At 36.1% G+C, this 13,878-nt stretch carries 15 protein-coding genes; 11 read left to right on the forward strand and 4 right to left on the reverse strand.

Annotation, left to right across the window (positions count from 1 at the left end):
- The first annotated feature begins 13 nt into the window (after positions 1-13).
- Positions 14-556: a shikimate kinase gene (locus tag EZ449_RS16910; RefSeq protein ID WP_131561026.1), complete on the forward strand. Its 543-nt coding sequence runs from the start codon at positions 14-16 to the stop codon at positions 554-556.
- On the opposite strand, the gene crtD is transcribed toward EZ449_RS16910, so the two are convergent.
- The gene (crtD, locus tag EZ449_RS16915; protein WP_131561028.1) at positions 557-2,020 is read right to left on the reverse strand and encodes a 1-hydroxycarotenoid 3,4-desaturase CrtD; all 1,464 of its coding nucleotides are present in this window, start codon (positions 2,018-2,020) and stop codon (positions 557-559) included.
- A 2-nt stretch (positions 2,021-2,022) separates the two neighbouring features.
- The gene (locus tag EZ449_RS16920; RefSeq protein WP_131561030.1) at positions 2,023-3,726 is read right to left on the reverse strand and encodes a M28 family peptidase; all 1,704 of its coding nucleotides are present in this window, start codon (positions 3,724-3,726) and stop codon (positions 2,023-2,025) included.
- 220 nt (positions 3,727-3,946) lie between these two features.
- Between EZ449_RS16920 and EZ449_RS16925 the strand changes: the two genes are divergently transcribed.
- On the forward strand, positions 3,947-5,125 hold the full coding sequence (locus tag EZ449_RS16925) for an ATP-binding protein (protein ID WP_131561032.1): 1,179 nt from the start codon (positions 3,947-3,949) through the stop codon (positions 5,123-5,125).
- Here EZ449_RS16925 and EZ449_RS16930 read toward each other — a convergent pair.
- On the reverse strand, positions 5,116-5,574 hold the full coding sequence (locus tag EZ449_RS16930) for a DoxX family protein (protein WP_131561034.1): 459 nt from the start codon (positions 5,572-5,574) through the stop codon (positions 5,116-5,118). The genes EZ449_RS16925 and EZ449_RS16930 overlap by 10 nt on opposite strands.
- Before the next feature lie 215 nt (positions 5,575-5,789).
- Here EZ449_RS16930 and EZ449_RS16935 point away from each other — a divergent pair, with 215 nt between their 5' ends.
- From EZ449_RS16935 to EZ449_RS16945, 3 genes are all read left to right on the forward strand, one after another.
- A complete protein-coding gene (locus EZ449_RS16935; RefSeq protein ID WP_131561036.1) occupies positions 5,790-5,900 on the forward strand; it encodes a phenylalanyl-tRNA synthetase subunit alpha in 111 nt (36 codons plus the stop codon).
- A gap of 153 nt (positions 5,901-6,053) precedes the next feature.
- Positions 6,054-7,466 carry a 23S rRNA (uracil(1939)-C(5))-methyltransferase RlmD gene (gene rlmD, locus EZ449_RS16940; protein WP_131561038.1) on the forward strand — a complete coding sequence of 471 codons (1,413 nt, stop codon included), beginning with the start codon at positions 6,054-6,056 and terminating at the stop codon, positions 7,464-7,466.
- A gap of 132 nt (positions 7,467-7,598) precedes the next feature.
- Positions 7,599-8,006 carry a hypothetical protein gene (locus EZ449_RS16945; RefSeq protein ID WP_131561040.1) on the forward strand — a complete coding sequence of 136 codons (408 nt, stop codon included), beginning with the start codon at positions 7,599-7,601 and terminating at the stop codon, positions 8,004-8,006.
- Between the two features lie 129 nt (positions 8,007-8,135).
- Here EZ449_RS16945 and EZ449_RS16950 read toward each other — a convergent pair whose 3' ends face one another.
- Positions 8,136-8,840 (reverse strand): head GIN domain-containing protein, encoded by a 705-nt coding sequence (locus tag EZ449_RS16950; protein WP_131561042.1) that lies wholly within the window; start codon positions 8,838-8,840, stop codon positions 8,136-8,138.
- A 129-nt stretch (positions 8,841-8,969) separates the two neighbouring features.
- Here EZ449_RS16950 and EZ449_RS16955 point away from each other — a divergent pair, with 129 nt between their 5' ends.
- From EZ449_RS16955 to EZ449_RS16980, 6 genes are all read left to right on the forward strand, one after another.
- Entirely contained in the window at positions 8,970-9,476 is a 507-nt protein-coding gene (locus tag EZ449_RS16955) for a phosphoribosyltransferase family protein (protein ID WP_131561045.1), read from the forward strand.
- A gap of 177 nt (positions 9,477-9,653) precedes the next feature.
- A complete protein-coding gene (locus EZ449_RS16960) occupies positions 9,654-10,292 on the forward strand; it encodes a 1-acyl-sn-glycerol-3-phosphate acyltransferase (RefSeq protein WP_225872353.1) in 639 nt (212 codons plus the stop codon).
- Entirely contained in the window at positions 10,289-11,386 is a 1,098-nt protein-coding gene (locus EZ449_RS16965; protein ID WP_131561049.1) for a glycosyltransferase, read from the forward strand. The genes EZ449_RS16960 and EZ449_RS16965 overlap by 4 nt, the downstream gene beginning before the upstream one ends.
- Positions 11,356-12,030, forward strand: a complete 675-nt coding sequence (locus tag EZ449_RS16970; protein WP_131561051.1) for a carotenoid biosynthesis protein — start codon at positions 11,356-11,358, stop codon at positions 12,028-12,030. The genes EZ449_RS16965 and EZ449_RS16970 overlap by 31 nt, the downstream gene beginning before the upstream one ends.
- A gap of 12 nt (positions 12,031-12,042) precedes the next feature.
- Positions 12,043-12,891 (forward strand): 4-hydroxy-3-methylbut-2-enyl diphosphate reductase, encoded by an 849-nt coding sequence (locus tag EZ449_RS16975; protein ID WP_131561053.1) that lies wholly within the window; start codon positions 12,043-12,045, stop codon positions 12,889-12,891.
- 72 nt (positions 12,892-12,963) lie between these two features.
- Positions 12,964-13,638: a fatty acid desaturase gene (locus EZ449_RS16980; RefSeq protein ID WP_131561055.1), complete on the forward strand. Its 675-nt coding sequence runs from the start codon at positions 12,964-12,966 to the stop codon at positions 13,636-13,638.
- Positions 13,639-13,878: the final 240 nt, after the last annotated feature.

Here is a 13,878-nt window from a genome sequence, read left to right on the forward strand (position 1 = left end):
TAAAACATTATATATGACCGTTGGAAATTCAAGTTCCCCTTTAGGGGCGGAGGGGTTAATCTTTCTTATCGGATATATGGGCTGCGGTAAAAGCACAAAGGCAAAGCAATTAGCGCATCGTTTAGAATGTCCTGTTGTTGACTTAGATGCGGAAATCGTTGCCAAATCTGGCAAAACCATTGCCGAATATTTCGCTGAATTTGGGGAAGATGGTTTTAGAAATTACGAAAGTGAAATGCTTAAAACATTCGATTATCCAAAAACTTGCGTCATCGCTACTGGCGGAGGTTTGCCATGCTTCTTTGATAATATGGATTGGATGAACGCCAACGGAGAAACGGTTTACCTTCAAATGGAACCTGCTGCATTGGTTTCCAGATTGCACAATCGTCAAAAACGCCCATTAATTAAAGATTTGGATGATGAACAACTTTTAGATTTTATAAAAGTTAAACTTCAGGAAAGAGAACCATTTTATACTAAAGCCAAGGTAATTGTAGATGCCTTTGATTTAGATGCCGAACAGTTGGAAGAAGCGATAAGGAAAAAAAATTAGCTAATTCACTAAATCCTGATCAATTATTTTAGCTGATAACAAAGCCAAAGGTATTCCACCTCCGGGATGAACACTTCCCCCACAAAAATAAAGTCCATCGATTTTCGAACTGAAGTTTGAATGCCTCATAAAAGCCGCAAATTTGTTGTTTGAGCTGTTTCCATAAAGGGAGCCTTGATAAGATCCAGTTTTGTTTTCTATACTTCTCGGATCGAGAATTTGCTCACAAATAATGTTCTCAGCAATATCAACTTTTAATATTCGACTTATCTTATTTAGGATGTTTTTTTTTGCATCAATAATTAGGGTATCCCAATTTTGCCCATTATTTGATGGAACATTAATCATTACAAACCAATTTTCACAGTCTGCAGGAGCATCAGATTGAAAATGTTTTGAGGTAATATTAATGTAAATGGTTGGATCGTTATAAATCGTTTTCGCTGTCCAAATCGCATCAAATTCTGCTTTGTAGTTTTCCGCAAAAAGAATGTTATGTAATCCCAATTCTGGATAATCACCTCTTACTCCCCAATAAAAAATCAGCGCAGAACTGCTTCTTTCCTGACTTAAAAGTTTCTCGGGAGAAGATAGGTTTTTGAGCAGATTCCGATAAGTGAACCAAATATCTAAATTGGAAGTCACCACATCAGCAGCAATCGTTTTTTTATCAATTGTAATTCCAGTGACTTTATTCCTTTCATAAGTTATTTTATCAACCTTGGAATTAAAATGAAATTTTACGCCCAAATCTTTAGCCAATTTTAGTAGAGATTTTGTGATGCTATACATTCCATTTTTAGGTAGAAAAGCACCAAAATGAAATTCAAAATGCGGAATTACATTTAGTGTTGCTGGTGCCTGATATGGATTTGACCCATTGTAAGTAGCATATCTATTAAAAAGTTGCACAATTCTATCATCCTTAAAAAAGGATTTGTTTGCGCTTGCTTGACTTCTGAAAGCATCTATTTTTCCGAAGCGAAATACAGATTTCAGCGTGTCCCAGTGTAAATAGCTTTTTATTTTATGAAGCGACCTTTCTAAAAAAACTTTGTTGGTTACCTCATAAATAGTTTCACTTTTTTTGAGGAATCGATGTACTTCACTTGCTGTAGAATTTGTCTTTTGTTCAATTTCAACAGCAAACTTATCAATATCGGCATGAGCAGTTAATCTCAATCCATCTTCATAAAAGTATCTGCAAACTTCATCTAATTGCTCGTAATCAAAGTAGTCCTTTGGGTTTTTGCCAGCCAAGGTAAAGAGTTCATCTACATATTGGGGCATGGTAAAAAGACTTGGTCCGGCATCAAATCTGAAACCATTAATGTTGATTTCTGCCAGTTTGCCTCCCGCATGTGGATTTGCTTCAAAAACTTCAACCTCATATCCCTTTATGGCCATCCTTATAGCAGAAGCTATTCCTGCAATTCCAGCACCGATGATTATTGCTTTTGGCATCGTTACCTCAACTCCTCTAAATATACTTTTGTTTGCTGCTCCAACTCATTCGTGGCAACTTTGATCGTAGAGCCTACTTTGGTAGTCTCCGCATTCACTGGCATTTTATTAATTGTTGCGAGTGCATCTACGTACCATTTGCTCCATACTTCAATAATATGTTTTTCTGCAGCAGCAGGTTTGCCATCTGCTATTGCTTTTTTACTGAGCTCGAATTCTGTTTTTAAACGAGCCAATCCATCAGTTTTAACCTGAGCTACAGTCGCTATTCCCGTGTTTTGATCAGCAGAAATTAAAGCATAAGCCGCTGTTAATCCGCTTACGCCAACATTCTTCATTTCGGTTGGAGAAACCTTATCAATTCTATCATTGTCGGTGTGATAAAAAACGTCGGTAAAGTGCCACATCAATAAGCCTGGAATTTTGTTTTGAAGAAACGGAGTATGATCACTTCCGCCCTCGAAAGGATTGTAGTTAACAGTCCAGTTTGCAAACTTGCCTTGAGTTTTGCAGATATCAAAAATAAAATCGTTAAAATAATGTGGGAAGAGATCTTTTTCGCCAACATCGCCAGCGCCCCATTCCGTGTGTTTATCCGTTCCCCTTGTCCAAATGGCAGATGGATCTGGCATCTTTTCAATAAGGAATGAACCGCCAGTTTTTTTGGTGTCTTCGCCAACCATGTCTAAGCTCATGCCCCACATTATTCCTTTCGCATGGGCAGTATCTTCGGTAATGTATCGCTTAGTAGAAACAATTTCATCGCCCCACAAAAATGTAAGTGTACGTAGAGGAGTAATCTTTTTTGCTTGATATAGTTCAGCCGTTAATCTGGCCATTTCTGCCAAAGTACCAACACCACTTGCATTATCATTTGCACCAGGTTCTTGAACGTGTGCACTGAAAACAAAGCGTTCATCAGGTTTAATACTACCTTTTACATTGGCAACTATAGTCAATTCTTTGGAAGTATAAATTTTGGTTTGAATATTAACTTTTAATTTGGTTGTGCCTTTTAAGCAAGTGGCTTTTAATTTTTCTTTTGCTGCATAAGATAAAAGCAAGGTCCACACTTCGCTGTTGGCTTTCATACTGCCAAACTGAATCGATGTTTGATGAATTTCAGGCTGTGTATATTTGGGCATCGAATAACCTAAAACTCCAATTGCTCCGGCTTTTGTTGCCAATTGAAGCAAACGCGATGGATGATTTTCGGAAAATACGATTTTTCCCTTTAGGTCTATTTTCTCCAGATCTGCGGGTGATGTTTTCTCCAGAAAAACAACTTCAGCAGTAACGCCACCAGTCGGTGTAGATCCACAATTGATGGGAATCATGTTGCGATTGGTTTTGTACGAGATTAAGGGTTTTGATTCGCCAACGATATCAATGTTTGCATCTACAGGCTCCCAAGTATTATTCTTCATGGAACGTTTTTCTATTCGATAAGTTAATGGCGCCTCAAATTCATTTTGTTTCTGTTCTACAAATCCAGCCTTTTTTAAAATGCTTTCTACATAATGGATGCTGGCATTAAAACCCGTATTGCCTGGAACGCGAAAATATTTTTCTACAAAGGCAGTAGTTTCATAAGCATTTTTCTCTTTGAAGCCATTACGGGTAAGCTTAAAATATTGATCGGTTGTGTTTTGAGCGTAAGTTCCCAATCCAGCAAAAAGTAGCGCTAAAAGTATCCTTGTTTTCATTGTTAAATTAAAAGCGAAAGATACTAAGAATATGAATCAACTTTAATTAAAATGAGATGAGCTAAACCGTTATTTTATCAGATAATTAAATTAATAGTATATATATTCTCAATTTTAACTACGTAATTGTAATATTTGATGTTAGATTTGCATGGTTAATTGATGTTGAATTTTAGTTTCAAACTATGTAATTGTAATATTTAATATTAGATTTGCATAGATGTTAAAGCGAAAATTAGAAGATATAGTTAGGCTTGACTTACTTAGAAGTCCTGTTGTGGCTTTAATGGGTCCACGCCAAGTTGGTAAATCAACCTTGGCTTTAGATATTATGGCTGAAATTCCGGCTGTGTATATAGATCTTGAGAATAGACTTGATTTAGAAAAGGTAAAAGACATTGTTGCGTTTCATAACAATAATAGCGATAAATTAATTATACTGGACGAAATGCAACGCTTGCCAGAGATATTCACCGAGATTAGGGGAATTGTTGATACGGAAAGACGAAAGGGAAATAAAGTAGGGCAATTTCTTTTTTTAGGTTCAGCTTCTTTAGAGCTTCTAAAACAATCGAGCGAATCGTTGGCTGGGCGTATTTCTTATTTGGAACTTTTTCCAATTGATGTGCTGGAATATGCCGATGCCGATTTAGATAAAATGAACGCTCTTTGGCTTAAAGGGGGTTTCCCTGAAAGTTTACTTGCCAAATCAGATAAAAACAGCTTAAGCTGGCGAAGAGATTTTATAAAAACATACTTAGAAAGAGATATTCCTCAACTTGGGCCGCGTATTCCATCCGAAACATTAGAGCGGTTTTGGACAATGCTGGCACATAATCAAGGAACGGTGCTTAATGCTGCTCACTTAGCAAGAAACCTTGATGTGAGTGGTGTAACTATTGCCCGTTACTTAGATTTGATGGTCGATTTGCTCTTGGTAAAACGGCTAAAACCATGGACATTAAATGCAGGGAAAAGGCTTGTTCGCTCACCTAAAATTTATGTAAGGGATAGTGGACTTACCCACGCATTGCTAAATATTAATAGTTATAACGAATTACTTGGGCACCCTGTTGTTGGCGGTAGTTGGGAAGGTTTTGTGATCGAAAATATAATGTCGGTTATTCCTTTTGGGGCACAAACATTTTATTATGGTACGCCAGGTGGCGCAGAAATAGATCTGATTATTGAGTTTAATGGTCAAGAAAAATGGGCGATAGAAATTAAACGAAGCTCTACACCATCTCTAAAAAAGGGCTTTTATATAGCCTGCGAAGATGTACAACCAACTAAGCGCTACGTAATATATGCAGGTAAAGATACTTTTACCATGCAAGGCGGTGTAATTGCCTCCTCGCTTTACAGCCTAATGCAAGAAATCGTAAATTATCAATCGTAACGTTTACCAGTTTTGTGTTTCAAGCCCTCATCAACGGAAAATGGACCAGAGCCGACAACCCAAAACATAATGAGAAGAAGCAGCACAATTACAGATAACCACAATTCTGAATTGGGCATGGAAAAACCAGTAGTAAGGTTAACGAAAAATACAGCGAAAAGTAAGATTGGAATTTGAATCACCACAGCGAAACGAGTAACCAAACCCAAGGTAATTAATACGCCGCCAACCAAATGTGCAAAGGCCACAATGTGTATGGCAACACTAATTAATGCGCCAGAAAAGCCGAAAACGTTATTCTCTGTCATTAGATTTTGCAAAACCGACGTGTCGCTAATAAAGGAAACTCCTTTGCCAAAGATAACTAGGCCCAGGATAATTCGAAGATAATCGAGCCATTTAGAGTGATGAACATCTCCCCAATGTTCAATTTTACGGATAACGTTCATAGCGAACCTCCATTTTTAGGTGAACTGATATATTAAGTTACGGTTTAATTTCTATTTATCATGTAAGAAATTGATAATCAGTTTTTAATGTAATGTTCAAGGTAGATCAAATTGGGTTTAACCAATTGATGTAAATTTAACATAAAATTAATTTATACCGTTTTGGTTTTCGGTATGAATTTTGTATTATTGCTTAAATAGATAGGTTTTTTATCATGAGCAAAGAAATATTAGAGTTTTCTGTACAAGTAGATGAAAAGTTTGACCTAAAATTTAATTGGTTGGAAGGCTTTTGGGGCTCTGCATTTAAATTTTTTGGAAAATAATTTTTTAGCATTGAATTTTCAAATTCGGACAATCCCTTGTTCGGCAGTGAATCAGTACCTTATCATTTCTTAAATCAACACATCCTACATCGTAACTTCTACTTGGTCTTTCAGCTTTAGTCTTTAAGCCCTTTTCACTATCTTTGCAGAATAATGAGTAGAAAAAAACCAGGTACGGTAACCATAATTCCAAACGTACATATAATCGATATCGCTGAAGAAGGAAAAGGCGTTGGCAAAGCCGATGAATTGGTGATTTTTGTTGACAAAGCCGTTCCTGGTGATGTTGTTGATGTTAGGCTAACTAAAAAGAAGAAGAATTTTGCTGAGGCAATTATTGATCAATTGCATGAAGCATCAGCACTGCGTACCGATCCTTTTTGTCCTCATTTTGGAACTTGCGGTGGCTGTAAGTGGCAACACATGGGTTACGATTCTCAATTGAAATTTAAACAGAAAAATGTTGAGGCAGCCCTGCAACGACTTGGTAAAATTGATACTTCGAATACGGAACCAATTTTAGGATCAGTAAAAAATAGATATTACCGCAATAAGCTAGAATTTACTTTTTCGAATAAACGCTGGTTAGAGAAAACAGATATAGAACGCGATGAAGATTTCGACATGAACGCTTTGGGTTTCCACGTTCCATTGCGTTTCGATAAGATCTTAGATATTGAGCATTGCTATTTGCAAGATGAACCATCCAATTCCATCAGAAATGCAGTGCGTAAACATGCATCAGAAAATAACTTATCGTTTTACGATTTGCGTAATCATGAAGGCGTTTTAAGAAATCTAATTATTCGTACTTCTTCCACAGGAGAAGTGATGGTTGCGGTAGTTTTTGCGTATCCTGAACAAAATCAGGTAGATGGATTAATGGAGTTTCTTAAAAATGAATTTCCTCAAATCACCTCGCTTTTGTATATCATCAATCAAAAGAAAAACGATACCATTTTCGATCAAGATGTGGTGCTTTTTGCAGGTCGCGATCATATTTTTGAGGAAATGGATGGTATCCGCTTTAAAATAGGAGTGAAGTCTTTTTACCAAACCAACTCTGAGCAGGCTTTTGAGTTATACAAAATTACCAGAGATTTCGCCGATTTTAAAGGCGATGAACTGGTTTACGATTTATATACAGGTGCAGGAACGATTGCAAACTTTATCGCTAAGAATGTAAGCCACGTAATTGGCGTAGAATATGTGCCAACTGCAATTGAAGATGCTAAATTCAATTCAGAATTGAATAAAATAGATAATACAACTTTTTATGCCGGGGATATGAAAGATATCCTAACGTCTGAATTTATTCTGGCCCATGGTAAACCAGATGTAGTCATTACCGATCCGCCGAGAGCGGGAATGCATGCAGATGTGGTGCAAAGGTTGCTAGAAATGGAATCAGAAAAAATCGTTTACGTAAGCTGTAATGCAGCAACCCAAGCAAGAGATTTAGAATTACTAAAAGAAAAATACGATGTGGTTCGCATTAAGCCTGTGGATATGTTTCCGCACACGCAGCATGTAGAAAATGTAGTTTTATTAAAATTAAAAGGATAGAATAATTTGAATGATAGATTGAGAGAATAATAGAGTGAGAGAATACGGCAATCGCCTATAAACATTCACTCTATCAGTCATTCAAAACTCAATCATTAATAAAATCAATCACTCAAAATTCAATAATTAAATATGGATAGAGAAGAGCTATTAAGCGCAACGCCAGAAGATAGCGGGGAACCGAAAAAACAAGAGAGTCCGCTTGTAAGTTTAGAAAAGGATTTAGAGTTTTATGCCGATGCCATAAAAGAGGTTGCGATTGAGATTATGGTGGAAGGAATATCTACCCATCCCATCTTTATTGCGCATCAGCACGAAGTGAGTATTGGCGAATTAATCTTGAACAAGGAAGAATTAAATACAAATTGGAGTATTCAGGCTTCAACTTTAGAAGAATTTGTTGAAAAAGGAATCATCAATAAGGAAAGAAAGGAGCCGTTTTTAAAGGTTTACAAAAAGCCAGAGAATTTTATGTGTGTTTTTGTTATTGTTCCAGAAGGTGCAAACTTTATTTATTACCCTTATAAGGTTAAAAGCTAAAATACCAAAGCTGAAAGCTCGAGATTACAGCATCCGTGTAATCAATAAATCAGTGTAATCATCTAAAAAAAAAGAACGCCGCTTTGCATCCACAAAGCAGCGAGTCTATCATTAACTAAACTAAAATTTTTAATTCACATGGTGAACATCGCCGCTTTTAGAGCTCGATGTTTTCTTAAGTGAAGCATTTCCCTTATAACTTACATCGCCACCGCCACTTGCTGCGGCTTCTAAGCCTTTATTTACATAAACATTTACATCAGACCCACCCGAGGCTTGAACTTTCGCATAATCGGTAATTAATTCAAAAGCGTCGATATCACTTCCGCCGCTAGATTGGATAGACATATTAGTCGCTTTTCCTTTCAAATCGAGATCGCTGCCACCGCTAGATTGGATTGATAGTTCAGTGCAAGCTACTGTCAATTTTAAATCTGATCCCCCCGAAGAACGAATAGCCAATTTATTAGTCTTAATTGAATTTTGAGAAAATACATCAGAACCACCCGATGCAGCCAATGCTGTTAAGGTTTTGTAATTCACATAAGCTTTGATGATGCGGTTTTTGAACATGCCGCTCCAATTAATCCCATCTTTAAACTTAATGGTGATATTGCCTCCGCTTTGTTCAACAATAATATCTTTTAAGGTTTCCTCATCAGACTTTATACTTACACTTTCGCTACCACCTTGAGTGATATACAAATCTATTCCGCTACTTACGCCAATGCTATTGAAGTTTTTTACAGGATAGTTTCTTGTCTCTTGCGCTTGAGCAACATAGCTGCTAAAAAGTACAAAAAGGAATGCGGATGATTTGGCAAATACTTTCATAGGTTTTGTTTTTTGGTTATTGATTAGACGCAACTACCAGCGAAACGTTGCAAGCAATCGAAATTATTTTTTAAATAGTTTGAATATCAGCCTTAAAATCGTTCTTTTTGTATTCAATCCTTTTTATACATGGCATCGCAACTCCTTATCCTAAACAAGAAACAAATTCAGCAAAAGATAGATCGTATTGCATATCAGATTTTGGAAGATAACCTGAACGAGAAAGAAATTGTATTGGCTGGAATTTGGGATCGTGGCTATAAGTTGGCTGTTCGATTAGAAAAGGTATTGAAAAAAATCTCTGGTTTTAAGTTAACCTTGCTCCGAATCGATCTTCAGAAAGAAAGCAGCAAACTCGTTGCAAAGACTGATTTAGATGAAAGTCACTGGAAAAACAAAGTTGTAATCATTGTTGATGACGTATTGAACAGTGGTAAAACTCTTGCTTATGGCTTGGGTGTGTTCCTAAATACGCCTCATAAAAAAATTCGCACGGTTGTGTTGGTAGATAGAAGTCATAAGATTTTTCCTATTGCAACCGACTTTGTTGGCCTTGAACTGGCTACCATTTTAAAAGAACATGTAGATGTAGTAATGGATGTTGAGGGTGAGGAAGATCGGGTTTATTTGAGTTAAAGTTCTCCAAGGTACTTTTTTTGATTTTTTTGGAAATGACTGGTTCTACACTTTTGGCAATTTAAGCCCCGCTTTCCTTTCTGCCGAGAAAAACGGCATTCATCCAATCGGGTTTAGATAACTTTAGTACGTGCTAAAAACTTACACAAGTCCACACTTGCAATTAACCTCAATTTTTTGCAACTTCCCATCATGTATCATCCCCGAAAAAATACAATCATTTACAGCTTTTTCTCCTGGTACATTCAATTCATTATTAAGAAAGATTTTGCAGCTTTCAATTACAATCAAATAGAGGTAAAAAGTGATTCCTCAATTTTGGTTTTGGCTAATCATTTCAGTTGGTGGGATGGCTTTTTTCTGTTTTACATCAATAAAAAAGTGTTTAAGAAAGACTTTCACGTGTTGGTAAACGCAGAGAATTACAGTAAGGTCAGCTTTTTAAAATTTCTGGGAGCTTTTGCTGCAGAAAATAAAGGAAAAGACGTTTTGGAAACACTCAACTATGCCGGACAGCTTTTGGATAATCCCCAAAATTTGGTACTGGTTTTTCCACAAGGCAAATTATATTCCAATCATTTAAAGAACATCAGCTTTGAGAAAGGCGTAATGCAGATGATTAATGCCAGTCAGAAGAAGATCAATGTGGTTTTTGCCGCAACATTTATCGATTATTTCTCCAAAAGAAAACCAACAGCGCATACTTATCTTCAAAATTGGGAAACTGAGGAATACATCAGTTTGCAATTATTAAAAAGCGCTTACAATAAACATTACGATCAATCGGTTGTTAAACAAACACAAATTACCGAATGACGATTTTTATTTACGCAGTCTTAATTTTCTTGGTCATCAGGTTTTCGGTTACGGTTTTCAATTTTCTCTCCAATCCGAAGTTGCCAAGAGTACTTAAACATTATCAAGATAAGGTTTCCATCTTAATTCCTGCTCGAGATGAAGCAGAAAATATTCTTCACTTACTCGAATCGATAAAAGATCAAGATTACACCAATTACGAGGTTATTGTTTTGGATGACGATAGTAGCGACAATACTTTTGATTTAGTAAACAGCTTTTGCCAGAGAAATGATAAATTCAAGATATTTAAGGGAAAACAACTTCCTGCTGGGTGGCTGGGTAAAAATTATGCTTGTCAACAATTAAGCGAATTGGCTTCGGGGAAATATTTCCTCTTTGTAGATGCTGATGAATCAATAAAAAGAGGACTAATCAATAGCTTAATTAATAGAATGGAGATAGGAAGTTTGGCGTTAATAAGCATATTTACAAATCAGATTATGGAAACGCTGGGCGAACGATTAACCGTTCCCTTAATGCATTTTATACTTTTAAATTTGCTTCCTTTACGTTTGGTCAAGCTATCTAAAAACCCAGCATTTGCTGCTGCAAGCGGTCAGTGCATGTTTTTCAAGGCAAATAACTATATCGATAATCAATGGCATGAAAAGGTTAAGGAGCAGGTTGTGGAAGATGTGGAGATTATGAAGTTGGTGAAACAGGAAAAATTTAATGCCGAAGCACTTTTAGCCAACGGACTGATATATTGCAGGATGTATAAAAACCTTGGCGAAAGCTTAAATGGCTTTGGTAAAAATTTACTAGCAGGTTTTGGTAATAACATCTTAATATTGCTATTTTACCAGCTTTTGGTAATTATTGGTCCTGCGGTTTTAATTTTAAACTTTAATGTAAGCTTGCTTGTATTACCAATAACCTTAATTGTTTTAAGCAGAATAATGATCTCTTATTTATCAGGACAAAACGTTCTTGTGAATTTGATTTTGCATCCATTTCAGATGTTGTTCTTCTTAATTATTTCATTTATCTCAATAAAAAAACACCTATTTAAAACCAGCACATGGAAGGGCAGAAAGATCAAGACGATTTAAAGGTTAAAAGAATTGCAGTTGCTGTAATTGTTATTTTTCATTTGGTTGGCTTGGTTGGGTTTTTAATTCCAGCTGCTCAGCCCTACTTTATTAAGCTTGTTCCTTTCCATTTGTTATTGATGTTTGCTTTAATCGTATTTTCTTACAATGCAGATGTTAAGCGGTTATTGCTCTTTGTCTGTGGAGTTTTTCTATGCGGCTTTTTAGTCGAGGTTTTAGGTGTGCATACCGGAAAAATATTCGGCAGTTATTATTACGGAAATACCCTAGGTTACAAAATCGCAGCGGTTCCGCTATTGATGGGCGTTAATTGGGTTATTTTGATTTTTAGCATCGGGCAGATGATGAAAAGCTTAAAAATAAGGCATAGTATTTTAGCATCGGTTATTGGAGCAGTTCTTTTGGTCGTGCTTGATTTCTTTCTTGAGCCAGTTGCCATGAAATTTGATTATTGGCATTGGGATTGGCACCAAATTCCGGTTCAAAACTATATCGCTTGGTTTATTGTCTCGGTAATATTATTGAAGTTTTATTATGCCCTTGATTTAAAACAACAGAAATACATTGGCATAACGATGTTTGCTTCGCAGTTAATCTTTTTTGTTGTCTTATACATGACAACAGGAACAAATATTTTTGCTTAATTTTGCAATACAATGGGTTACAATCTACAAGTCGACATAGATAAATCATCAGGCTTTTGCTTTGGCGTAGTTTACGCTATAGAAATGGCCGAGGATATTTTAGATAACGAAGGTTATTTGTATTGCCTTGGCGATATTGTTCATAATGATGAGGAAGTAGAACGCCTAACCAAACGCGGCTTAAAAATTATCGATCTCGATGTTTTAAAAAACCTGAGAGACGAAAAAGTGTTAATTAGGGCACATGGTGAGGCACCATCCACTTATCAACTTGCTTTAGAAAATAACCTAACCTTAATCGATGCCTCTTGCCCTGTTGTACTGAAATTGCAGAACAGGATTAAAAATTCTCATGATGATGATGAGCAAGTTTTAATTTTTGGTAAACACGGACATGCAGAAGTAATCGGTTTACAAGGTCAAACAGATGGGAAAGCCATTGTATTTCAAGATTTAGCAGAATTGGATAACATTGAGTTGCCATCAAAATTTACTTTGTATAGCCAAACGACCAAAAGCACCGATAAATTTTATCACATTAAAGATGAGTTATTGAGTCGTGGTTACGATGTAAAAGCAAACGATACCATTTGCAGGCAGGTTTCTAATCGCTACGAAGAACTAGAAAACTTTGTGGTCAATTACGATAGAATTATTTTCGTTTCGGGAAAGAAATCTTCCAACGGAAAAGTGCTTTACGATGTTTGCAAAAAATATAACGATAACTCCTACTTCATTTCAAATGTGGAAGAGCTAGACCAATCTTGGTTTGCCGAAAATGATAAAGTTGGTATATGTGGAGCTACATCTACACCAATGTGGTTAATGGAAAAAGTGAAATCTGCATTAGAGCAATATTAGCCTTTTCTTATTTTTACGCAACATTTTCCGATTCTTGCTGTTTAATAGACATATTCTATTTATAAACAAAATTTGAAAACTGTTAACTCATTTACTGGAATTCTGGTCGCATTAACAGTAATTGCATGTTGGTTTGTTTCCCTTTATTTTCTGTTGAATTGGAATTTTGAATGGAGTAACCCACTAGTGTATTTGATGGTTTTTGTTCAGATGCATTTATATACAGGTTTGTTTATTACCGCACACGATGCGATGCACGGCACAATTTCACCAAATAAAAGCATCAATAATTTACTAGGCTACATCTCCGTTTTTCTTTACGCAGGTTTTTTTTACAACCGTTTATACACGAAACACCATAAGCACCACAGTCAAGTTCATACCAGTGAGGATCCCGATTTTGCACCTCACGGCTTTTGGAAATGGTATTTTAGTTTCATGATGAACTACGTTACCATCATTCAGCTGGTGATTATGGCAATAGCATTCAACGTTTTAAAAATTTGGGTCGATGAAAGGAATCTGTTGCTTTTTTGGGTTTTGCCATCATTGATTAGCACTTTTCAATTGTTTTATTTTGGCACCTATTTGCCGCACAAAGGCGAGCATGAAAATGAATACCATTCCTCAACCCTCCAGAAAAATCATTTCGTCGCTTTTTTTACCTGCTATTTTTTTGGTTACCATTTAGAGCATCATCAAAAACCAAGCATGCCTTGGTGGCAATTGTACAAAACGAAAAGTTAAAATACTGAGATTTTGGAAAGCAATGTTCTACGCTTTTATTTAAGTCAATCCCGCTCTCGCTATAATCTTTTTTGGCAAGACATATAAGTAACTGAATAGTAACTGCTTCAAAAAAGTATTACCGCTAAATCGGGTTTAGAAACTTCTGTAATTGTAATAAACTGCGTTCATAAACCTGACTGTACGAAAATCCTTTTTGAAGTAATCCTTTAACAGAAAACAATCACTTTCACAAAAAGA

The sequence above is a fragment of the Pedobacter frigidisoli genome (assembly GCF_004331675.1).
Taxonomy (GTDB): Bacteria; Bacteroidota; Bacteroidia; order Sphingobacteriales; family Sphingobacteriaceae; genus Pedobacter; species Pedobacter frigidisoli.